General features: G+C 59.6%; 18 protein-coding genes and 2 pseudogenes. 17 read left to right on the top strand and 3 right to left on the bottom strand.

All coding sequences use genetic code 11. From position 1 onward, the window contains the following. Window positions 1-32: 32 nt before the first annotated feature. Window positions 33-239, top strand: a pseudogene (locus BPRO_RS30565) (ABC transporter substrate-binding protein); the annotation flags it as partial. A 90-nt stretch (window positions 240-329) separates the two neighbouring features. Here BPRO_RS30565 and BPRO_RS21970 read toward each other — a convergent pair. Further along, on the bottom strand, window positions 330-1,235 hold the full coding sequence (locus tag BPRO_RS21970) for a LysR substrate-binding domain-containing protein (protein WP_011485272.1): 906 nt from the start codon (window positions 1,233-1,235) through the stop codon (window positions 330-332). A gap of 236 nt (window positions 1,236-1,471) precedes the next feature. On the opposite strand from BPRO_RS21970, the pseudogene BPRO_RS21965 reads away from it, so the two are divergent. The 8 genes and pseudogenes from BPRO_RS21965 to BPRO_RS21935 form a co-directional block, all read left to right on the top strand. Further along, window positions 1,472-2,149 (top strand): annotated as a pseudogene (locus BPRO_RS21965) (ABC transporter permease); the annotation flags it as partial. A 97-nt stretch (window positions 2,150-2,246) separates the two neighbouring features. Beyond that, complete coding sequence (locus tag BPRO_RS30950) at window positions 2,247-2,396, top strand: hypothetical protein (RefSeq protein WP_369794612.1); 150 nt, start codon at window positions 2,247-2,249, stop codon at window positions 2,394-2,396. Window positions 2,397-2,409: 13 nt separating this feature from the next. Beyond that, the gene (locus tag BPRO_RS21960; protein ID WP_041390140.1) at window positions 2,410-3,294 is read left to right on the top strand and encodes an ABC transporter permease; all 885 of its coding nucleotides are present in this window, start codon (window positions 2,410-2,412) and stop codon (window positions 3,292-3,294) included. Between the two features lie 92 nt (window positions 3,295-3,386). Then, a complete protein-coding gene (locus BPRO_RS21955) occupies window positions 3,387-4,952 on the top strand; it encodes a glutathione ABC transporter substrate-binding protein (RefSeq protein WP_011485269.1) in 1,566 nt (521 codons plus the stop codon). A gap of 29 nt (window positions 4,953-4,981) precedes the next feature. Further along, window positions 4,982-6,502, top strand: a complete 1,521-nt coding sequence (argH, locus tag BPRO_RS21950; protein WP_157045849.1) for an argininosuccinate lyase — start codon at window positions 4,982-4,984, stop codon at window positions 6,500-6,502. Beyond that, a complete protein-coding gene (locus tag BPRO_RS21945) occupies window positions 6,499-8,358 on the top strand; it encodes a dipeptide ABC transporter ATP-binding protein (RefSeq protein ID WP_011485267.1) in 1,860 nt (619 codons plus the stop codon). Before argH (BPRO_RS21950) ends, BPRO_RS21945 begins: the two co-directional genes overlap by 4 nt. Window positions 8,359-8,463: 105 nt before the next feature. Beyond that, the gene (locus BPRO_RS21940; protein WP_011485266.1) at window positions 8,464-9,429 is read left to right on the top strand and encodes a Bug family tripartite tricarboxylate transporter substrate binding protein; all 966 of its coding nucleotides are present in this window, start codon (window positions 8,464-8,466) and stop codon (window positions 9,427-9,429) included. 48 nt (window positions 9,430-9,477) lie between these two features. Further along, entirely contained in the window at window positions 9,478-10,596 is a 1,119-nt protein-coding gene (locus tag BPRO_RS21935; RefSeq protein WP_011485265.1) for an ABC transporter substrate-binding protein, read from the top strand. Window positions 10,597-10,804: 208 nt separating this feature from the next. On the opposite strand, the gene BPRO_RS21930 is transcribed toward BPRO_RS21935, so the two are convergent. Continuing rightward, window positions 10,805-11,683: a LysR substrate-binding domain-containing protein gene (locus BPRO_RS21930; RefSeq protein ID WP_011485264.1), complete on the bottom strand. Its 879-nt coding sequence runs from the start codon at window positions 11,681-11,683 to the stop codon at window positions 10,805-10,807. Window positions 11,684-11,811: 128 nt separating this feature from the next. Between BPRO_RS21930 and argH (BPRO_RS21925) the strand changes: the two genes are divergently transcribed. From argH (BPRO_RS21925) to BPRO_RS21900, 5 genes are all read left to right on the top strand, one after another. Further along, the gene (gene argH / locus BPRO_RS21925; protein ID WP_011485263.1) at window positions 11,812-13,311 is read left to right on the top strand and encodes an argininosuccinate lyase; all 1,500 of its coding nucleotides are present in this window, start codon (window positions 11,812-11,814) and stop codon (window positions 13,309-13,311) included. A 29-nt stretch (window positions 13,312-13,340) separates the two neighbouring features. After that, the gene (locus tag BPRO_RS21920; RefSeq protein WP_011485262.1) at window positions 13,341-14,312 is read left to right on the top strand and encodes a Bug family tripartite tricarboxylate transporter substrate binding protein; all 972 of its coding nucleotides are present in this window, start codon (window positions 13,341-13,343) and stop codon (window positions 14,310-14,312) included. 8 nt (window positions 14,313-14,320) lie between these two features. Next, the gene (locus BPRO_RS21915) at window positions 14,321-15,073 is read left to right on the top strand and encodes an aspartate/glutamate racemase family protein (RefSeq protein ID WP_232291445.1); all 753 of its coding nucleotides are present in this window, start codon (window positions 14,321-14,323) and stop codon (window positions 15,071-15,073) included. A 371-nt stretch (window positions 15,074-15,444) separates the two neighbouring features. Then, window positions 15,445-16,512: a porin gene (locus BPRO_RS21905; RefSeq protein ID WP_011485260.1), complete on the top strand. Its 1,068-nt coding sequence runs from the start codon at window positions 15,445-15,447 to the stop codon at window positions 16,510-16,512. 256 nt (window positions 16,513-16,768) lie between these two features. Then, window positions 16,769-16,996 (top strand): hypothetical protein, encoded by a 228-nt coding sequence (locus BPRO_RS21900; RefSeq protein ID WP_157045848.1) that lies wholly within the window; start codon window positions 16,769-16,771, stop codon window positions 16,994-16,996. Window positions 16,997-17,186: 190 nt separating this feature from the next. On the opposite strand, the gene BPRO_RS21895 is transcribed toward BPRO_RS21900, so the two are convergent. Then, entirely contained in the window at window positions 17,187-18,098 is a 912-nt protein-coding gene (locus BPRO_RS21895) for a LysR substrate-binding domain-containing protein (RefSeq protein WP_011485259.1), read from the bottom strand. A gap of 203 nt (window positions 18,099-18,301) precedes the next feature. On the opposite strand from BPRO_RS21895, the gene BPRO_RS21890 reads away from it, so the two are divergent. From BPRO_RS21890 to BPRO_RS21880, 3 genes are all read left to right on the top strand, one after another. Further along, a complete protein-coding gene (locus BPRO_RS21890; RefSeq protein ID WP_011485258.1) occupies window positions 18,302-19,345 on the top strand; it encodes an ABC transporter substrate-binding protein in 1,044 nt (347 codons plus the stop codon). Between the two features lie 92 nt (window positions 19,346-19,437). After that, window positions 19,438-20,505 (top strand): ABC transporter ATP-binding protein, encoded by a 1,068-nt coding sequence (locus BPRO_RS21885; RefSeq protein ID WP_011485257.1) that lies wholly within the window; start codon window positions 19,438-19,440, stop codon window positions 20,503-20,505. Beyond that, the gene (locus BPRO_RS21880; protein ID WP_011485256.1) at window positions 20,498-21,415 is read left to right on the top strand and encodes an ABC transporter permease; all 918 of its coding nucleotides are present in this window, start codon (window positions 20,498-20,500) and stop codon (window positions 21,413-21,415) included. Before BPRO_RS21885 ends, BPRO_RS21880 begins: the two co-directional genes overlap by 8 nt. The last annotated feature ends 11 nt before the right edge of the window (window positions 21,416-21,426 follow it).

Here is a 21,426-nt window from a genome sequence, read left to right as displayed (position 1 = left end):
CAAGTTATTCGCCATCGACGAGTATCTGGCTGGAAGGCCACATTGCGGCGAAGGTCATCGTCGAGGCTGCGCGGCGCCAGGGCAAGTACCCGACCCGTGAAGGCATGGCCGCGGCATTGGAGAGCATAAATACCCTCAAGCTGGGCGGGTATGTGGTCGGCTTCAAGCCTGGCATGCGAAGTGGCTCGAAGTTCGTGGAACTTACGATCATCAGCGACACCGGCAAGATCCGTCAATGAGCCAGGCAAGTCCATGCCCGACGCGGGAATCGTCAAGCAGAATGGGCGATTTGCCAAAGAGCCGCACAGAGCGAACCGGCTGGCCGCGACTCAGGCCGAGGTAAAGCCAGCGTCAAACAGTTCCTTCATCACCCGGATGAAATCGTCCACCACCTTGGAGCGCGGCTGATGTGCGGGCAGCACCATGGAGAACTCACACGGAACGGTCGGCAAAAGGGGACGGTAGACAACCGAGGGAGCGCGCATGCGGCCAGCGGTAAATGGGTCGACCACCGTGAGACCCAGCCCACCAGCGACCATGCTGCAGGCCAGGTGCGCGAGCGTTGTGTCCACCGAACGTCGGCATGTCACCCCAGCGGCCTCAAGCGCCATTTCCAGTCGCATACGCATCGGGCTGTTGCGGCTCAACGAGATAAGCGATTCACCCTGCAGGTCAGTGATTTGTACTGCCTTCTTGCGCGCCAGCGCATGGCCGCGTGGAAGCACGCAGACTGCAGGGACGCTCGGAAGCGGGAATACGTCGACCCCTGGGTATTCGGTACCCATCATCTGAACGAATCCGATGTCAATCTGATGGGCGGCCGTGAGCTCAAGGATTCCAAGCGAATTACGCACGTCCAGCGAAATGACCACGCCAGGTCGGGCAAGTGAAAATCGCCGAACTCCCTCACTGAGGAGGCTCAACCCCAGCGTGTGCATGGAGGCGATACGCAGTGTGCCGATGCGCACAGATTTCAGATCCTGCGCGACTCGCTGGACCTGCTCCATACCTTGATAGAAACGATCCACTTCCAGAAAGAGCCGCTGTGCCTCCGCGCCTGGGATGAGGCGATTGCCTTCACGGCGAAAGAGCCGTATGGCAAGTGTCTTTTCCAAATCCTTTATCAGCCGACTCACTGCAGGCTGGCTGACTTTCAGAAGCTCCGCGGCAATGGTCATGCTGCCGGTCATCATGACATTGCGGAAAGCTTCGAGTTGTCGGGGATTGAGTTCCATGGTTGCTCCAAGACAAGCGACGTGCGATGTCCCTGCCGCTGGATGGCGCAACGCGCCAATGCAGCGTTAGCCGCAGTTTATTAGCGCAGAGCATAACATTTGCTTATGTGCGTCCAACCCTATTTGGAGTTGTGCCGTGAGGGGGCTGAGTGTCATCATTCGGTCACGGAATCGGGCCTGCATGGTGCAGATCCAGCCGCTGTAAATCCAGAGCCGCTGCTCTCCGAAAACACCTCATGCTCAATTATGTGATCAGACGCCTGTTGCTGTTCGTGCCCATGCTCGCCGGCATCTCACTGGCCGTCTTCCTCGTCATGCATGCCATACCCGGTGACCTGGCGCGCATGGCCGCCGGCCCCGATGCAGCCGAGGCCGACATCGAGCAAATCCGCCGCAACTATGGCCTGGACAAGCCGCTGCACCAGCAGTACTTCATCTACCTCCAGCGTGTGGTCTTGCAAGGCGATCTCGGGGACTCCTTTCAGACCTATGCGCCGGTGACCGAAAGCATCGCACGCACGCTTCCAGCGACCCTTGAGCTGGCCACTGCCGGGATGCTGCTGGCCGTAGTACTTGGTGTACCACTGGGCATCGCGGCTGCACTCAAGCCGCGCGGTCTGCTCGACAGCGCTTTGACCGCACTTGCGGTGGTCGGCATCTCGATGCCGGGGTTCTTCCTGGGCCTTCTGCTGATGCTTGTCTTTGCATCCACGCTGGGCTGGTTGCCTCCCACCGGCCGTGGTAGCTGGCAGCAACTGGTGATGCCAGCCATCACGCTTGGTTTACCGTATGTAGCTACTTTCTCTCGGTTGGCGCGCTCCAGCATGCTAGACGTGCTGGGGGAGGATTACATCCGCACCGCTTATGCCAAGGGGGTGGCACGGCCACGCGTCGTGTTACGTCATGCCCTGTCCAATGCATCAATACCCCTGGTGACCTCGTTCGGCATGGACTTTGGCCGCCTGCTTGGGGGGGGCGGTCATCGTCGAGACTGTATTCGCCTGGCCTGGTATGGGTCGTTACATGATCGACGCGATCATGGTCCGCGACATCTACGTCGTGCAGGGAACCATCCTGGTCTTCGCCGCACTCGTCGTTCTCATCAACCTCATCGTCGACCTGGCATATGGATTCCTTGACCCTCGCATCACCTACGCTTGAAGTGCAGCCCAACGTGCCTGTCACCACTGCTGCAACGACTCGGCGTCCGGCCGGCGGCTTCCTGCGTTACCTGCTCAGTGCGCGCCGCTGGATTGCCTCGGTCTCACTAGCCATTCTGTTGGCAATTTTCACGGCTGCCGCTATTGCGCCCTGGATGTTCGATTGGATATCCGTCACGCAGGTGAACCTCGACCGAGCGCTGCTCGCACCGGGCAATACCTTCTGGCTTGGCACAGATGAGCTTGGGCGTGACTTGCTAGGACGTGTGCTCTGGGGGGCGCGCATCACGCTAGCAGTTGCCTTCGGCAGCGTTGCAATGGGTATGGCCGTAGGCATTTCTCTCGGTGCGCTTTGCGGCTTTTACGCCAACGCAGCCACCGGCACTCTGATGCGGCTCATGGACTTCATGATCGCCTTTCCTCGCACTTTGGTGGCCATCATGGTGGTGGCCGTTGCCGGCAATAGCGTGATGAGCCTGACGGCCGCTATCGCTATCTCCACGATGCCGATTTATGTGCGCTTCTTCGCCGCGCCGGTGCGGGCGCTCAAGGCGCGCGAGTTCGTGCTTGCATCGCGATCCATAGGTGTGGGCGACCTGCGACTGATCCTGAGCCACATCATCCCTAATATCGGATCCCTCATCATCGTGCAGGCCACGACCTCACTGGCCGAGGCCATTTTGATTGGCTCCGGACTGAGCTTCCTCGGTCTGGGTCCACCGCCGCCGATCCCTGAGTGGGGCGCCATGATCGCCAACTCCCGGGCCCATCTCACCAGTCACCCGCATGTGCTGCTCGCACCGGGTTGTGCGCTGTTCATCGTGATCCTGAGCTTCAACCTGGTCGGCGACGCGCTGCGGGACTACGTGGATCCGCGATCGCGGCAGTCGCGGCGCTGAAACCCCGTCAGATTAATCCTCCACGCTCCAAGACCTCCATCCGATTCCAATCCTGCATCCGTCATTGCCTTCCAAACTCCGGAGTACCCTCCATGCGCCATAGTTTTCCGTCCGTCACCCGTCCGCTCACCGCCGCGGGCCTTGCCCTGATGCTGCTCGGCGGTGCCGGCCATGCTGCAGCCGAGACCAGCTTGACCTATGTCCAAGGCACAGAGATCGACACACTCGATCCAGCCGTGAGCCGTAGCACCCCCTCGCAAATCGTCATCACGCATATTTTTAACAAATTGGTGAGCTGGGACGGTCCTGGCTTCAAGAAGATCGTTCCTGACCTTGCGGAGTCATGGAACGTCTCTGCTGACGGGAAGGTCTGGACTTTCAATCTTCGCAAAGGAGTGAAATTCCATGATGGGACGCCACTGGACGCGGCGGCTGTCAAGTTCAACCTGGACCGTTTGCGCAGTCCCGAACTGGGTTCGCCGAACCGGTCCTACTACGCTGCTATTGAGACGGTAGAGGCCCCGAGCACGTACGTCGTGACCATTGCCGCCAAGGAACCGTCGCCCACACTGCTTGAGATTCTGACCGAGGAATGGGCGTCCATCAGCAGCCCCACAGCCATCGAAAAGCGTGGTCGCGCCTATGGCCGCAACCCCGTGGGTACCGGACCCTATGTATTCAAGAGCTGGATTCCCAATGAGCGCGCCGAGATTGTGCGCAACCCTGACTACTTCGGCACTCCCGGGAAAACAGACCGACTGGTGTTTCGCCCCGTGCCGGAGAATGCTGCGCGCGTGATCGAGCTGAAGACCGGAAACGCGGACGTTGCCGCGAACATTGCGCCGGAACTCACCGGTGACTTCAAGGGCAGCGACAAAATGGTGCTGCAACAAGCCCCTAGTGCCTTTCAGGTGTTCTTCGAGCTGAACGTCACCAAGCCCCCCTTTGACGACGTGCGCGTACGCAAGGCGGTGAATGTGGCCATAGACCGCCAAGCCATCGTCGACAAGATCCTGCTGGGCTATGGCCGCGTTCCCGTCAGCCCCTTTCCAGAGGGAACGCAGGCTCGCCGCATATTTCCGGCTTACAAATACAACCCGGACGAGGCGCGCCGCCTGCTGAAGGCCGCATTCCCTGGTGGGTACCCCGGTGTCGTGACCATGTGGACTCCCTCGGGCCGTTACACAAAGGATCGTGCCGCCGCCGAAGCCGTACAGGGCTACCTCAACGCCGTCGGTCTGAAGACGGAGTTCAAGGTCTGGGAGTGGGCCTCCTACCAGAAGGAGCTGTACCGCGCCGAGCCCGGCAAGGGTACGGGCAAGGGAAGCAACGGCGCCAACATGTGGCTGCTGGGCACCGGCATCCCGAATGCGGATATCCGCCTGCGCCGCAAGCTGAGCACGGGCGACCCGTCCAACCTCACCGGCTACTCCAACCCGATGGTCGACGGCCTGCTGGCCAAAGCTGCCGGCGAGATGAACTACGACAAACGCATGGCGACGTACGGCGACGTCCAGCGTGTCGTCTGGGAGCTCGAACCCAACACGATACCGCTATTTGACCAGGTTCAACTCATCGGCCAACGCAAGGGCGTCAAGGGTCTGACCGTCTATAGCGACGAGATCGTCGAATTTAACAACGCAACCGTCACCCGCTAACCCACTTGATGCCAACTTTCAAAGTCCCGATGACATCCACTACCCTTCATGAAACTCTGCTGACCGAAGCCCGGTTGAGCGCTCCCCCGGCCGCACGGCTGGTCAAATACCACGACCTGCCAGGCCTGGAGCGCGAGAAGAAGCAGTTCCAGGAGTTTGTCGCAGTCGACATGGCGCACACCACCATGCTGGTGGAGGAAGGCATCATCTCAACAGCAGCCGGCCGCGCCATCCTTCAGCAGCTGCTTGCGATCCGCCGCATGGAGCCGGCTGACTTTCCCACGGACGTTCGCAAGGGAAGTTTCCTGCTGCAGATCGAGTCCTACCTCTTTGCGGCAATCGGCGAGGACGTAGGCGGGCAGATGCACACAGGCCGTAGCCGTATCGACCAGGGCGCCACCGTCCGGCGGCTTTACAAGCGCAACCGCATGCTCGATGTGATGGACCAGCTCAACGGCCTGCAGGACGCCATCGCCCAGCAGGCGCGGCGCCATGCTCGCACCATCATGCCCGGTTACACCCACCTTCAACATGCGCAGCCCTGGGTCTTCGGCCATTACCTGCTGAGCTTCAGCTCGCGGCTGCACGACAGCTTCGAGCGGCTGGCCCAGGCGTATGGCCGCGTCAACCGCAACCCGCTGGGCGCGGTCGGCCTGGCTGGAACCTCCTGGCCACTGAACCGCATGCGCACCACCGCGCTGCTGGGTTTTGATGGGCTGGTGGAAAACTCCAAGCTGGGACGCGAGGCCTACTACGCGGCCGAGGCCATCGGTGCTCTGGCCTTTGTCATGGCGGACCTCAACGACCTAGCGACCGATCTGCACCTTTGGTCCAGCACAGAGTTCGGCTTGGTCGAAAGCGACGACAGCTATTGCGGCACAAGCAGCATCTTTCCTCAGAAGAAAAATCCGGCGGGCCTTGAAACCATTAAAAAGGCCGCCGGCTCGGCCGTAACCTGGCTGGCCACCGCGCTGGCCACCTTCCGTGCGGAGGGAACGGGTGACCAAGCCATGCGCGAACTGCCGCTGATCGATGAGGCACTCGCAACCACTGAAGGCATGCTTGACCTCTTCACCGGGGTAATCGAGACGCTGATCGTGCATGACGACCGTATGGCCGAATCACTCAGCGGCAGCTGGTGTACGGCCAGTAACCTTGCCGATGTGATCGTACGCGAGCGCGGCCTTTCGTTTCGCCAAGTGCATCACATCGTGGCGCGTGTCGTGCGCAACTGCATTGCGCAAGGAACTGCACCGGCTGATTTGACAAGCGCACTGCTCGATGAGGCTGCGTTAGAAACCGCCGGCCTTGAGCTCAGGCTCGGCGATGAGGCCGTGCGCGATGCGCTTGATCCAAGGCGTTTTGTCGAAACCCGGGTCACCGACGGCAGCGTAGCGCCGCTGCAGGTCGCCCGTCTGCTGGCGCATGCGCAGAGCGAGCGTGTTGCCGACAAGCGCTGGGTGGAGGAGGCGCGCGCCCGCCTGGCACGGGCTCAGAGCGAACTGAACCAGGCCGTCGGCCGGCTTGTCGCTGCCGTGGAAACTGTATGAACGCTGACCTCGTCGCCCGCGTACAGAACCTGAGCGTGGCCTTCTGCGGCGACGTCGGCGCCCCCATGGCGGTGCGCGATGTCTCTTTCGAGGTGGCGCGTGGAAAGACGCTGGCCATCGTTGGCGAGTCGGGCTCGGGCAAGTCGGTGACTTCGCTGGCCATCATGCGTCTTGTAGAACTGGGCGGCGGCCGCATCGCCTCCGGGCAAATGCAGCTGCGCACCCGCCATCATGGGGTGGTCGATCTTATGGAAGCGCCCGAATCTCAACTCCGTCGCCTGCGGGGCGCCGACATGGCCATGATCTTCCAGGAGCCCATGACCTCCTTGAACCCGGTTTTCAAGGTCGGCGACCAAATTCTGGAGGCCATCCGCCTGCACCAACCCGGTGACCGTGCGGCCACACTTGCACGCGCGCTGCGCATGCTGGATCTCGTGAGAATCCCTGATGCGAAGCAGGTGATGGGGCGCTACCCGCACCAGCTTTCCGGCGGCATGCGCCAGCGAATCATGATCGCGATGGCATTGGCCTGTGAACCCACTTTGCTCATTGCCGACGAACCTACCACGGCGCTGGACGTGACCGTGCAGTCGCAAATCCTGCAGATCATTCGCGGGCTGCAGGACGACCTGGACATGGGCGTGGTTTTCATCACTCACGACATGGGTGTCGTGGCTGAGATTGCCGACGAGGTGATGGTCATGCGCAACGGCGAGACAGTCGAACGCGGTTCGGTCGGGCGCATATTTGCGCGGCCCCAGCATCCATACACGCGAAGTCTGCTGGCCGCGGTGCCCAGGCTAGGAGCTATGCAGGGTACCGATTTCCCGGCGAAGTTCCCCTTGGTCGAGCCTGGCACGGGCGAGGTGGTTCAGGCGGTTGCTCCGTCAGGATCGCCGCTGGATGCACCCACACCAGACTACAACCTCCCACCCTTGCTGCGTGTGCGTAATCTGGTGACCCGTTACGACTTGCGCGGCGGCATTCTCGGCCGCGTGCAGCGCCGTGTCCATGCGGTAGAGGATGTGAGCTTTGATCTCTTCGCTGGAGAAACACTTGCATTGGTCGGTGAATCAGGCTGCGGAAAATCGACCACAGCCCGTGCGGTAGCGCGCCTGCTGCACACACAAGGCGGGCAGATCGAGTTCAACGGGCAGTCCATCGGCACCATGACCGGCAGCAGGCTCAAGGGCCTGCGCCGAGAGGTACAGATGGTGTTTCAGGACCCCTACGCATCGCTCGATCCGCGCCGCACCATCGAAGACTCACTGCTTGAACCGCTTAAGGTACACAACATTGCATACGGTGAGGAGGCGCGCCGCCGGGCTGGCGAGCTGTTGTGCAAGGTTGGCTTGCTACCGCAGCATGCGCACCGCTACCCACACGAGTTCTCGGGCGGGCAGCGACAACGCATCTGTATTGCGCGAGCGTTGGCCCTTTCGCCACGCCTGATTGTGGCCGATGAGTCGGTTTCCGCACTTGACGTATCCATTCAAGCTCAGGTCATCAACCTCATGCAGGATCTGCAGCGCGAACTGGGAATTGCCTTTCTTTTTATCTCACACGACCTGGCTGTGGTTGAGCGCGTGAGCCACCGGGTGGCTGTTATGTATCTTGGGCGCATCGTGGAGATTGGCACCCGTCGCCAGATCTTTGAAAACCCTCGCCATCCCTACACCCGCAAGTTGCTGTCCGCCGTTCCGGTGGCAGACCCGCAACGCCGCAACCTGCGCCACATGATGGCCGGTGAAATTCCAAGTCCCATACATGGCCTGCACTATGCGCCGCCTGAGCTAAGGCTTGACGAGATAGCACCCGGTCACTTTGTGGTCCACGACGCGTTGATGGCGGCTTGAGCCGTTCAGACAAGCGCTGCACGTTGTGGTACTTCTGATAGTGCTGAGTAGTGAATAGCAACGATCACTGTCACATTCCTTCGACCTTTCACTGGAATCTACATCATGACGAATATTTCTAGGTTAATTACAAGCCTATTCATTGCATTGGCCGCCACAGCCGCTTACGCGGAAAGCTATCCAACGAAGCCGATCCGTTTGATCGTGCCGTTTCCTCCAGGGGGAACCACCGACAATCTTGGTCGCCTGCTGGCCAGCCGTCTGTCCGAATCGCTTGGACAACAGGTGATTGTTGACAATCGTGCAGGTGCAGGCGGCACTCTCGGTACAGATTTCGTGGCTAAGTCGGCGGCGGATGGATACACGTTGTTGTTCGGAGGAATCGGCCTGGCAATCAATGCGTCGCTATATAAGAACTTGCCATACGATTCAAAGAAGGATTTCACCCCCATCGCAACGTTCGCGACTGTTCCAAACGTATTGGTGGTCAATCCAACGGTTCCGGTTAAGTCGGTTAAAGAATTAATCGACTATTCAAAGAGACATCCCACCACCCTGTTCATGGGTTCGGCCGGCAATGGAACTACCAACCATCTTTCGGGTGAGTTGTTCAAATCGATGACGGGAGCTACTTTTGCGCACGTACCTTACAAGGGTAGCGGACCCGCGATGACTGATTTGTTGGGAAATCAGATTCAGCTGATGTTCGACAATCTTCCAGGATCGGTGCAGGGGATTAAAGCTGGAAAACTGCGTCCGCTAGCTGTAACGAGCACGACAAGGTCACCGGTACTGCCCAACGTACCGACAATGATTGAAGCAGGAGTGCCGGGGTACGCCGTAAATGTGTGGTCTGGTGTCCTGGGGCCAAAGGACCTACCAAAGGAAATTCTGGTCAAGCTTTCGAATGAAATTTCGCGTATCGCACGGGATAAAGCAATGGTTGAGAAACTTACCCTGCAGGGCGCTACCCCACTTGTCTCGACGCCGGAAGAACTCACTAAGCGTATTCAATCAGATACTGAAAAGTGGGCAAAACTGGTGCGCAGTTCTGGTGCAACTGTGGATTGATTTGTGGCTACGCATATTGATCTCTACGCTGTTGGGATATGAAGTTTTATGAAAATGAATCCAAGCTTAGTTCTCATTCTTTCCCTGCTAGGGATGCCACTAGCGCATGCTGTTGAAGTTGTTGTCGGGCAGGTCGGTCCGATGTCAGGCTTGGATGCCAATCAAGGCAGGGCATATGCGGTTGGTATGCAGCTGATGTTTAACAATGTCAACAAGGCCGGCGGCATCAACGGCCACACGTTCGCCCTGGTTCGCAAAGATGATGGTGGGCGGGCGGAGGATACTATTAGTGCCACCAAGCAGTTGCTGACTGAAGAAAAGCCATTGGTTTTGGCTGGATTTTTTGGCAACCGCAACATCACAGATTTGGTGAGTTCAGGCGTGCTCGAAGCAAACTCCATCGCCGTCGTGGGCTACCGCACGACAGAAATGCGTCCCGAGACCCCGTTGCTGTACAACGTGCGGGCCAGCTTACGTGACGAGATCCACAAAATTACCGAACACCTGGCCACTGTCGGTATCAACCGAATTGGCCTTTTTTACGAAGACGGTCCGGGTGTTGCCTCGCTGCTTGCTGCCACCGACGAAGCAGTCAAGAAGACTCGCGGCAATGTCATTTCCAAAGCATCCTATCCAGCTGGGACGGCTCGCGTTACGCCGGCTGTTGAGGTGTTCGTTAAAACCACACCGCAGGCCATTATCATGGTCGCAAGCGGGGCGGCCGCAGCCGCCTTTATTGAGCAGTACCGGGCGGCTGGTGGTGCATCACAGTTGCTTTCGCACTCAGGGGCCGACATCGAGCAGTTATCAAAGCGACTGAGCGAGGAACAATTGCGGGGTGTGGCAATTGCGCAAGTTGTGCCCAATCCGTACAAGATCTCAGTGCGCCTGGCCAAGGAGTTCAGCGATACGATCGCTAAAACTCAGAGTCTAGAGGTGCCGGTGAGCTATACCATGATGGAAGGCTATATCGCAGCCAAGGTCATCGTGGAAGCCGTGCGTCGACAAGGAAAAAATCCAAATCGCTCAGGGTTTGTGACAGCGCTGGATAGCATGGATAGCTATGACCTCGGCGGCTACCTGGTGAGCTTCAAGCCGGGAATACGCTCCGGCGCGAAATTCGTGGAGCTGTCCATCATCAGTGGCAGCGGGAAAATACGTCAGTAGATCGAAGAGTTTCGATCTGGCTGTTTGCTTGTTGCTGAATCGCACTGAAGCCTGACAATCTTGCCATTAAATCTTGACCCACACTTGGAGTGAACCCCTCGGGCCGGACCAGTGAGAAAGGGCATCCTCAAGGGTCAGGGGTCAGTCTGTCTGCAGACAAACCTGTAGCGTGGTCAGCACTCAATGATGTCCATGTGGACCAGCGCCATCAAAATGACTTAAAGGCTGTCCGCATGCAGGAAACAAAGAAGTTTACGTGTGTGTCACGCGGTGCCAGCTGGGCCCTGAGCATGTAGCTCTTGAAAGGCACGTCCGGCTTGAAGGGGATGGCGACGATCCCGGGAAGCTTCATTGTGCGACTAACGATAGGATTCAAAAGACTCAAGCCGAGTCCCTCGCTGACCATCCTGCATATTGTCGCTGCGTAAGTGGTTTCGAGCACCATGATTCGACCTTCCTCGGGAAACGCAGCATCGACCGCACATCGAGAGGAGCTTCCGCTCGGGAGCGATATGAACCGCTCACCATTCAGGTCTTGCGGTACAAGACGCCTTTTCCTTGCAAGCGGGTGACGGGATGGCATGACGCAAACTGCATTCTCGGTGTGGATCACTGATGCCACGACACCTGGCTTGTCGGAAATATAGGACACGAACCCAATGTCGCAATGCTGAGTGGCTATCCAGTTAGCAACGATGGATGACTCGCTGGTGTCCACAACGATCCGGATCAATGGATATTTTTCGCTGAACATGCGAATAGCCAGAGGAAGGACACTCATAGAGATCGAGGCAGCTGCGGCAACGCGGAGGGTTCCCACCCCCAACTCCCGAATAGCGCGCGCTGATTCGGTGAGACTGTCCAGTCCAACGAACGCGCGCTCCACTTCCTTGAAGAGTGCCTCCCCGCCTTTGGTTGCCACCAGGCGCCCTGCGAGGCGATCAAAGAGCTCGAAGCCGATCTCCGCCTCGAGTTTGCCGATGCCGCGGCTGACGTTCGGCTGAGAGGTATGAAGTTGCTGCGCCGCTACGGTCATTGATCCCGTAAGCATGACGGCCCGAAATGTTTCTATCTGCTTGAAGTTCATAGGTGCTAATAGTACTTCTTTCGATGTGAGTCATATCAAATGCGTATTGAGTACTTGAAAACTGTCATTTGACGCCATGACGCTCTCTCTTGATACTTGCATTAACTTAAAAAACGGATTTGAAAACAATGGAATCAAAAGTCAGTCGCCGGCTTAAAGAGCCAACCGCAAAGGAGATCTGCGAGCACATCACTGGTCCGCGCCTTGCGCGCGATTTCCCGAGGCAGTTCCCCTATCTCACCGTCGTGAACCAGGCGCATTTGCTGATGCTGCACAAGACGGGTTTGATCTCGCCGGACGTGGCAAAGAAGCTCGCCAACGGTTTGGCGCAGATGGAAGCCGAAGGCCCTGAAGCCGTGGAACTGGATCCGGCCAAGGAGGAGCCCTACTTCAACTACGAATCGAAGCTGATGGAGATCGTCGGGCGCGACGTTGGAGGTCGACTGCATATGGCGCGCAGTCGAAACGACATTGGGGTGACGATTGATCGGCTGCGCGCACGGAGTGCCGTGCTCAATGTCCTAGAAGCTCTTGGACGGGTGCGCAGGGTTGCCCTTGAGCGGGCGAGCAAGTTCACAAACGTCATCATGCCCGGGTATACCCATCTGCAGCCCGCGCAGCCGATCACGTATGGCTTCTATCTGAGCGCTGTGGCGGAAGCGCTGGGGAGGGACATGGATCGTCTGCATGCCTCTTTGGCTCGCATCGATGAGTCGCCGCTTGGCGCGGGGGCGTTGGCGGGGACACGTTTCCCCATCGATAGGAGCGTGACGGCTACGGCACTCGGCTTTAGCTCCGTCGCGCCCAACACCCTGGATGCGGTCGCCTCGCGAGACTTCGCGTGGGAGGCGATGTCGGCGATGACCATCGTCGCGCTCACTTGGGGGAGGGTGGCGCAGGACTTTCAGGTCTGGTCCACGCTCGAATTCGGGCTTGTGTCGTTCCCAGATCGAGTGGCCAGCACGTCGAGCATCATGCCGCAGAAGAAGAACCCCGTCGTACTTGAGTACCTTCGGGGCAAGAGCAGTCACATCATCGGACTGCTTACCGCTTCCCTTGTTGCAGTGAAGGGAACCCACTTCACCCATGCCGGCGATAGCAGCCGTGAAAGCATGCGCAGCTTTTGGGAGTGCGCTGAGGAGACTCTCCGATGCCTCGCACTGTTCGAGTTGATCGTGAGCACGGCGGAGCCCAAAGAAAAGAACATGCTGCAGCATGTTCGATTCGATTTTTCGGTTGCAACCGACCTTGCCGATGGGCTCGTGGCCGAGGCCGGCATGTCCTTTCGCGAGGCGCACCACGTGGTGGGTGGCCTCGTTCGCCTTGCACTGGACGAAGGCAAGTCTGCGAACGAGCTAACGAGCGCAATGCTGGATCGCGCAGCAGTCGACGTTATTGGATCCGCAATCGAGTGGCCCGAGCAGAAGCTGCGCAAGTACCTCGATCCCATTGAGTGTGTGAACATGCGGCACAACGGGGGGCCAGCGCCTGCGGAGCTGTCCGGTGCAATCAAGAAGCAGCTCGGTAGTCTCGAAAATGTTCTGGCCAAAGTTCAGTCAACCAGAGATCACTTTACCGCAGCGCACGAACAGATGAAGCGCGACGTGGCCGCCATCGCAAGTCAATAACCGTCCACTCACCGTAAAGGATCTGAACCATGAAGTTCCTTGTTAGAACTCTGATCGCGACCATCGCCGCTGTCTGCGTTGCTACCAACGCATTCGCTGCCACGTACCCGGAGAAGCCGATCCGGTTGATCGTCCCTTTTGCGCCCGGTGGCAGTGTAGACCTGATCGGAAGGGTTCTCGCGCAACGCCTTTCCGAGAAACTAGGTCAGCAAGTCATTGTCGAAAATAAAGCGGGGGCAGGAGGAACGATGGGGGCGGACGTTGTAGCCAAGGCCCCGCCCGACGGATACACCCTCCTCCTTGCGTCATCGGGCCACCAATCATTTCATTCGCTGCTATACAAGAAGCTACCCTATGACGCAAACAAGGCATTCAAGCAAGTGGCCCTGTTTGCAGCCCTACCCAATGTACTTGTCGTCGCGAACAAGGTGCCTGCAAAAACTGTCCAGGAACTGATCGCCTATTCCAGATCGGGAGGCAAAAAGCTCTTCATGGGTTCTTCGGGAACCGGCGGCGTCAATCACCTGATCGGCGAATTGTTTAAATTCAAGACAAACACTGACATCGACCATGTGCCGTACAAAGGTGCAGGTCCTGCTAATAACGACCTGCTGGCGGGCCAGATTGACTTGATGTTTGTGAACCTGCCGACCGTCCTCCCGCATATCCAGAGCGGAAAGCTGCGTGCGCTTGCAATGACTAGTGCGCAACGATCCCCCTCGCTGCCAAACGTTCCGACGATGGCAGAGGCTGGCGTTCCCGACTTTGTGGTGGACTCCTGGTCTGGCGTGCTGGCCCCAGCGGGTACACCGAAGGCGATCATCGACAAGCTCTCTATGGAAATCAACAAGATCACGAAGGAAAAGTCGACCGCCGAGCAACTGGCGGCGCAAGGTGCATTGCCACTGCCCGGAACTAGTGCTGACTATTTCGCACTTGTGCGCTTCGAAACGCAACGATGGAGCGAAGTGATCAAGAAGGCAAATATCACCCTTGATTGAGCAGAAAGGTGAATAAGGCAATCAATCAAGCGGGCATGGCACCGATGCTCGGTGTACTTGGCGGGATGGGACCCGCTGCAGGCGCTTACTTTGCGTATCGACTGGCGTTGCTCACAGATGTTCAGAGTGATCAAGAGCACCTTCCGGTGCTCTTGATCAACGACCCCAAAATTCCCGACCGCTCGGAATTTGCTCTCGGGCGTGGACTGAGCCCGATGCCTGCGATGCGCCGAAACCTTCAGTTCCTGGAGTCCAGCGGGTGCAGTTGCGCCGTCATTCCATGCAACACCGCTCACTACTGGTACCCAGATCTGCAAATGAGCGTGAAGATGCCATTGATTCATATCGTCTCTTCCGTCGTCGAAAACCTTCATGCAAGAGGAATCGATGGCGGCCGCATTGGACTGCTTGGCACTCCGGCCACAGTCAACTCGGGTCTCTACAAAGATAAGCTGACGAACGCGGGCTACACCGTGCTTCCGTACACGGAGGACGATGTGCTCCAGTTATGTGTGCGTCCGATCCAGGCGGTAAAGCAGAACCGATTGAGGGAGGCTGGCACTGCACTCGCAGATTCAGTGCGAGTGCTATACGACCGTGGCGCTACAGCAGTGATTCTCGGATGCACAGAGCTCCCCATCGCTCACGCATCTCTCAGCCAAGAGGCGCTCGAATTGCCGGTAGTGGACTCGATTGACTCGCTCGCTGTTTGTGCGCTGAACCACTTTAGATTCCATGTGAAACAGCCGAATGTGCGCTAGTACCGAATCCATTCATCTGTTAAATCTCGCTGTCTCCTTGTATGCCTCTATGCCCCACGCAATCGCCGCAATCGCCGCAATCGCCGCAATTGGTCGAGTTCGTGCCTGGCCGCAAAGCGACCTACCGGTTCTTGCGACCTTCGAGGTCGAGGAGGACCTTTTGATGCTGCGCGCCGTGCCGTTGCCGGGAAAAGGAGGACCTATCGCATAGCCCCTTCAAACCCATCGCTGCTTCTTATCCCGCCGCTGATTCCGATGCGCGCCAGGGAGGGAGGTTCTTTTTTCTGTCGTCGGCCTCGAGCACTGGATGCGACCCTCACTGGGGCCACGCAGGAGAGGAGCTGCGTCGGGGCATTCTATCGGAACAACCCATGAAGAAAATCATAATTTCCTTAACGTTGCTGGCCGTCTCTGGCTTTGCAACTGCTCAATCGTCAGTTACGCTGTTTGGTATTGCTGACGCGACTTTTCAACGCGGCTCGGGCAGCAGTGCTAGTGCCACGCAAATTGGCTCGGGGGGCAATTCTTCGTCGCGCATCGGCTTTCGTGGCGTTGAAGATCTGGGAGGCGGCCTCTCGGCCAGTTTCTGGCTCGAAGCTGCTTTTTCGCTGGACAACGGCACTGGTGGCACGACCAATACGAACAACCAAACTACCGGAACGACTGGTGGCGGTGGTTTGACCTTCGGTCGCCGTTCCACGGTCAGCCTCTCTAGCGGCTGGGGCGAAGTACGCCTCGGGCGCGATTACTCTGTGCAGTACTACAACCGCTTCGAGTTTGATCCTTTCGGCAACAACGGCGTGGGCTCCTCGCAGACCAATGTGGGTTCGCTCGGAGGGCCGGTGTCCTCGCGGGTTTCCAACGCGATCATGTACTTCCTTCCGGCGGATCTCGGCGGCTTCTATGGCGAATTGCAGCACTATCGAGGTGAAAACGCGAGCAATGCCGGAACAACCGCGGATGATGGCACAGGCAGTGGAGCTCGCATGGGCTACCGCGCGGGGCCGTTAAATGTGGCGATCGCCCATGCTCGCACGCAGTACGCACGCACTGCGACCACGGGTGACATTGCCTCCAGCAATATCGCTGCACGCTACGAGTTCGGTGATTTCACGGCTATGGGCGGCTACTACCGCGACCAGGTGGGCACGATCGCAGGGTTGACGGGCCGTGGCGCGCAGATCGGTGGGATATACCGCATAGGCTCGGGAGACATCAAGGCGCAGTGGTCGAACTACAAAACCACTGCTGCTGGCAATCCTGAAACCAAGAAGCTCTCGCTGGGCTACGTTCACAACCTGTCGAAGCGGACCGCAATCTATGGCACATATGCGCGGGTACGCAACAGTGGAGGCGCGACTACTGCGCTCAACGGATCCGTCACTGCGGCGAACCAGTCATCTTCAGGGTTTGACTTGGGTATACGTCATTCCTTTTGAGGTTGCTTTGTCTCCAAGTACTTGCACCGGGCTTGACCCGGTGCCTTTTTGACGGGGGTGCTTCTATGAAAAACCTGCGCTACATATTTACCTGCGTGCGCAGAGCAATCGTGCGCCGACAAGGCGGTGGGCGCGATGATCGCCGCGCGGCCGCAGGCGGTCCTGATGGTTGCCACCGGCGCCGCGGCCGCGAGTTTCATCGAGCCGGCTCACGAAGGACTTCGCCGACACACTCGCGAAATCGGAAAGGCCCGACGTGCCTGTGAGCTACGCCATGATGGAAGGCTACATCGCAGCCAAGGTGATCATCGAGGTGGCCCGCCGGATGGGCGCACGCGCCAGCCGCGAAGGCTTCGTCCAAGCGCTCGACTCGATCGACACGCTCGACCTGGGCGGTTATTCGATTGGCTTCAGACCCAACATCCGGTCGGGTTCCAGGTTTGTCGAGATGTCGATCGTCACGGTGGGCAAGATCCGGCAGTAGCCGCTTCGCCTGACAAACGTATTTCATGCCTAGATGCCGACCAACATGCCCCAGTTCTGTCGTATCCCTCCCGTACTGCGGGGTTTCGTTCGACCTACCGGATGACGACGCTACGGCATCTGGGCGGATATGCAGTGGACGACTCACGCGCTGGCCACCAGGTCAGGCTCGGGCTGTCCGAGGCACGAGCCTACTTCATCAGAAACCGGGGATCCAGTTCGGCTATGGCGAACTTGCGCACATGCGCAATGAAGGGCTCGACCAGCTTGGTCGGGGTGCGCTGCAAGGGTGTCAGCACCGAAAACTCCAGCGGCACCGACGGCTCGAAGGGGATGAAGCGCAAGTCACTGCCCTTGTATTCCATGGCCGTGATTGCATCGACCAGCGAGATGCCCTGGCCTGCCGCCACCAGCGAACACAGCGCGGCCGAGACCTGGACCTCCACCTGCGCCGGTTTGTATTTAACGCCGTGGGCCGCGAACATGGCGTCGATCACCAGCCGTGTGCCGAGGTAGCTCGGGTGCGAAAGAAAGAGTTCGCCTTCGATGTCGGCCGGCACCACCACCTCGCGGCCGGCCAGGCGATGGCCGACGGGCACAGCGCACACATGCGCGGCCGACAGCAGGCTGTCTCCGTGCGTGCCGGTGTTGCTGATGGAAAGGTTGACGATGCCCACGTCGCAGCGCTGGCCGATCACCATGTCCACGATGGTGCGCGAGTCGTACACCCCCAGCATGATCTTGATCTCGCCATGCTCCTTCAGGAAATGCCCGATTGCACGCGGCATGAAGGATAGCGCAATCGACGGCGGCGCGGCCACATGCAGCGCCCCGCGCTGCTGCGTCTTGATGGCGTGGGCCATACGCGCAATGCGCTCGACGCCGATCAGTGAGCGGTTGACCTCCTCGTACAGCAGCTGCGCTTCGGCCGTCGGATGCAGGCGCCCGCGCGAGCGTTCGAAGAGCGGGAAACCCGCGCTTTCTTCCAGGTCGGCGAGCAGGCGCGTGACGGCCGGCTGCGAAATGAACAGCATGTCGGCCGCGCGGGTGACGGTCTGGCACAGCATGACGGCGCGGAAGGCTTCGAGTTGTCTGAGGCGCAAGGGAAAACCCCGGTAAAACCATAACACAATGTTATGGGCTAAAAAAATAATTGTATTTGTTTTACATCAAACTGCCACCTAACATTGAATTCGTCAGTGTGTAGCGGGTTGTGCGGTCCATTATCGTCCCATAACCTGGTGTGTCAAATTAGTGCGTGATGCGCCCCAGAGTGGGCCGGATGCACCGTTATGGAGAAACCCCGATGAAAGCAAAATTCCTGAGAGCATCGCTTGCCACGGCCGTCGCCCTGGCTTGTGCGGGCATCGTCCACGCGCAATCCGTCCCTACCCTCTACGTCGGCGCCTACGGCGGCTCCACCGAAAAGGCGTTCAAGGAAAAAATCATCCCGGCCTTTGAGGCGGCCCGCAAGGTCAAGATCGTCTATGTCGCGGGCAACTCCACCGACACCCTGGCCAAGCTGCAGGCGCAGAAAGACAAGCAGGAGCTTGACCTCGTGCTGTTGGATGACGGCCCAATGCAGCAGGCCGTGCAGTTCGGTTTCTGCGACAAGGTCAAGGATGCGCCTATCTACAAGGATATCTACCCCTTGGCCCGCATCGACGACCGCTCCATGGCTATCGGCGCCGTCGCCACGGGCCTGGCCTACAACACCGAAGCCTTCAAGAAGGCCGGCTTGCCCAAGCCCGATTCATGGCAAATCCTCACGGACAAGAAGTTCAAGCAGAAGCTGGCCATCCCGCCGATCTCCAACACCTACGGCCTGCAGACGCTGATCATGTACGCCAGGATGCGCGGCGGCGGCGAAAAGGCCATCGACGCCGGCTTCGACGCCATGGCCAAGGAAGTCGCGCCCAACGTGCTGGCCTGGGAGCCATCGCCTGGCAAGATGACCGAGCTTTTCCAGAACGGCGACATCAACCTCGCGGTGTGGGGCAGCGGGCGCACCGAGTCCTTCAGGGCCACCGGTTTCCCCATCGAATTCGTCTATCCCAAGGAAGGCGCGATGGCGCTGCTGATCGCGGCCTGCCCGGTTGTCAACAGCGACGTGCCCGAGCAGGCCCAGGCCCTGCTGCAATACCTGATGACGCCTGAAGTGCAGGTCCTGCTGGCCGAGACCCAGGGCTTTGGTCCTGTCAACAGCAAGGTCAAGCTTGACCCCGCCATCGCCGCCAAGGTCCCTTACGGCCCGGCGCAGATCGGCAAGCTGCTGCCGACTAACTGGTCCGTCGTCAACGAGAAGCGCGGCGAGTGGACGAATCGCTGGAACCGCACGATTGAACGTTAAGCCCTGACGTTTTTTGCCCCCGCGGCCCTTCGCCGCGGGATTGATGCCGTTCTTGCCTTCCTTGTCCGGCAGCCCATAGCCACCAGAACACCATGACCTTCCTCTCCCTCCAAAAGCTCACCCGGCACTTCGACGATTTCGTCGCGGTCGAATCGCTGGACCTGGACATCGAGCGGGGCGAGTTCATCTCGCTGCTCGGCCCGTCCGGTTGCGGCAAGACGACCACCCTGCAGATGATTGCGGGCTTCGTGAATCCGACGCGCGGCAGCATCGTGCTCGAAGGCCAGGACATCACCGCCCTGCGTCCCGAGAAGCGCGGCATGGGTGTGGTGTTCCAGAGCTATGCGCTGTTTCCCCACATGACGGTCGAAGCCAACGTCGGCTTCGGCCTGGAGATGCGCGGCATGGGCCGCAGCGAGCGCGCCCAGCGCATCGGCGAGACGCTGGACCTGGTGCGCCTGGGTGGCCTGGGCAAGCGCTTCACGCGTGAGCTCTCCGGCGGCCAGCGCCAGCGCGTGGCCATCGCCCGTGCCCTGGCCATCCGCCCGCAACTGCTGCTGCTCGACGAGCCCATGTCCAACCTCGACGCCAAGCTGCGCGAAGACATGCACATCGAACTGCGCGCCATCCAGCGCCACCTGGGCATCACCACCTTGCTGGTCACGCACGACCAGGTCGAAGCCATGACTATGAGCGACCGCATCGCCGTCATGCACGGCGGCAAGATCGTGCAGCTGGCCATGCCTTTCGAAGCCTACGAGCAGCCCGGCTCGCCCTTCGCCTCGGCCTTCCTGGGCAAGACGAATTCGCTGCGCGGTCGCGTCGTCACCAACAACCAGCGCTGCGCCATCGTCAATGTGAATGAGCGCCAGCTGCACATCCCGCACGGCGGCCGCAGCCTCGATGGAGACGTGCACGTCTTCGTGCGGCCTGAAAAGCTCCGCCTGGGCGCGGCCAGTGTCGGGTTTCCCGGCCAGGTCAAGACGCGCGTCTTCCTCGGCAACCATTGGATGCTGCAGGTCGACACCGCCATGGGCCTGATGAGTGTCAGCCTGCCCAACATCGGCGAAGTGCCGCCGGCCGAAGGCAGCACCGTCGGCGTGAGCTGGTCGGACGACGACCTGCGCGTGCTGCCCCTGCAGGAGGTGGCTCATGGCTGAAGCGACTGCCGCCCTGTCCGCGGCCGGCGCTGTGCCGCGCCGCAAATCCACCGAAGGCGCGGGCGCCGCGCCCTGGCTGCTGGCATCGCCCGCGCTGCTGCTGTTCATCGGCTTGCTGCTGGTGCCGCTGCTGTTGACGGCGCTGCTGTCCTTCCACGCCTTCGACGGCACGCGCGGCGTGCTTCCCGACTACACCTGGCGCAACTACCTCGAGGTGTTCTCCGATGGTTATTACCACGAGATCTTCCTGCGCACCGGCGGCCTGGCGCTGGGCGTGACCTTGTTGTGCATGGTCTTGGGCGTGCCGGAGACGCTGATCCTGGCGCGCATGAAAAGCCCCTGGCGCGCGCTCTTCCTCATCGTCATCCTCGGCCCCTTGCTGATCTCGGTGGTGGTGCGCACGCTGGGCTGGGCCATCCTCTTCGGCAACAACGGGCTGATCAACAGCACGCTGATGGCCCTTGGCATCACCAGCGAGCCGGTACGCCTGCTTTTCAGCATGACGGGCGTGGCCATCGCGCTGACCCACGTGCTGATTCCCTTCATGGTGATCTCGGTCTGGGCCAACCTGCAAAAGCTTGATCCGCAGGTGGAAAACGCCGGCCTTTCGCTGGGCGCCCCGCCGCTCAAGGTGTTCTGGCGCGTGATGCTGCCGCAGCTGCTGCCCGGCATCCTCTCGGGCTGCATCATCGTCTTCGCCCTGTCGGCTTCGGCCTTCGCCACGCCGGCCCTGCTGGGCGGGCGCAAGCTCAAGGTGGTCGCCACGGCCGCTTATGACGAGTTCCTCAACACGCTGAACTGGCCGCTGGGAGCCACCATCGCCATGCTGCTGCTGTTGGCCAACGTGCTCATCATCCTCGGCGCCAACCGCTGGGTGGAGCGCCGCTTCAGCCAGGTCTTCGACGCCTGAGCACCCCAGAA

Origin of the sequence: Polaromonas sp. JS666 (genome assembly GCF_000013865.1) — a bacterium.
GTDB lineage: Bacteria > Pseudomonadota > Gammaproteobacteria > Burkholderiales > Burkholderiaceae_C > Polaromonas.
The sequence above is the reverse complement of the archived record's forward strand: the minus strand, read 5'-3'. Positions and strand labels throughout refer to the sequence as shown.

Coding starts and splice junctions, on each gene's coding strand:
- BPRO_RS21920 (WP_011485262.1), top strand. CDS start 13,341: ATGAAGTTCCTTGTTAGAACTCTGATCGCGACCATCGCCGCTGTCTGC.
- argH (WP_157045849.1), top strand. CDS start 4,982: ATGACATCCACTACCCTTCATGAAACTCTGCTGACCGAAGCCCGGTTG.
- BPRO_RS21890 (WP_011485258.1), top strand. CDS start 18,302: ATGAAAGCAAAATTCCTGAGAGCATCGCTTGCCACGGCCGTCGCCCTG.
- BPRO_RS21905 (WP_011485260.1), top strand. CDS start 15,445: ATGAAGAAAATCATAATTTCCTTAACGTTGCTGGCCGTCTCTGGCTTT.
- BPRO_RS21970 (WP_011485272.1), bottom strand. CDS start 1,235: ATGGAACTCAATCCCCGACAACTCGAAGCTTTCCGCAATGTCATGATG.
- BPRO_RS21930 (WP_011485264.1), bottom strand. CDS start 11,683: ATGAACTTCAAGCAGATAGAAACATTTCGGGCCGTCATGCTTACGGGA.
- argH (WP_011485263.1), top strand. CDS start 11,812: ATGGAATCAAAAGTCAGTCGCCGGCTTAAAGAGCCAACCGCAAAGGAG.
- BPRO_RS21955 (WP_011485269.1), top strand. CDS start 3,387: ATGCGCCATAGTTTTCCGTCCGTCACCCGTCCGCTCACCGCCGCGGGC.
- BPRO_RS21945 (WP_011485267.1), top strand. CDS start 6,499: ATGAACGCTGACCTCGTCGCCCGCGTACAGAACCTGAGCGTGGCCTTC.
- BPRO_RS21880 (WP_011485256.1), top strand. CDS start 20,498: ATGGCTGAAGCGACTGCCGCCCTGTCCGCGGCCGGCGCTGTGCCGCGC.
- BPRO_RS21940 (WP_011485266.1), top strand. CDS start 8,464: ATGACGAATATTTCTAGGTTAATTACAAGCCTATTCATTGCATTGGCC.
- BPRO_RS21935 (WP_011485265.1), top strand. CDS start 9,478: ATGAAAATGAATCCAAGCTTAGTTCTCATTCTTTCCCTGCTAGGGATG.
- BPRO_RS30950 (WP_369794612.1), top strand. CDS start 2,247: ATGGGTCGTTACATGATCGACGCGATCATGGTCCGCGACATCTACGTC.
- BPRO_RS21885 (WP_011485257.1), top strand. CDS start 19,438: ATGACCTTCCTCTCCCTCCAAAAGCTCACCCGGCACTTCGACGATTTC.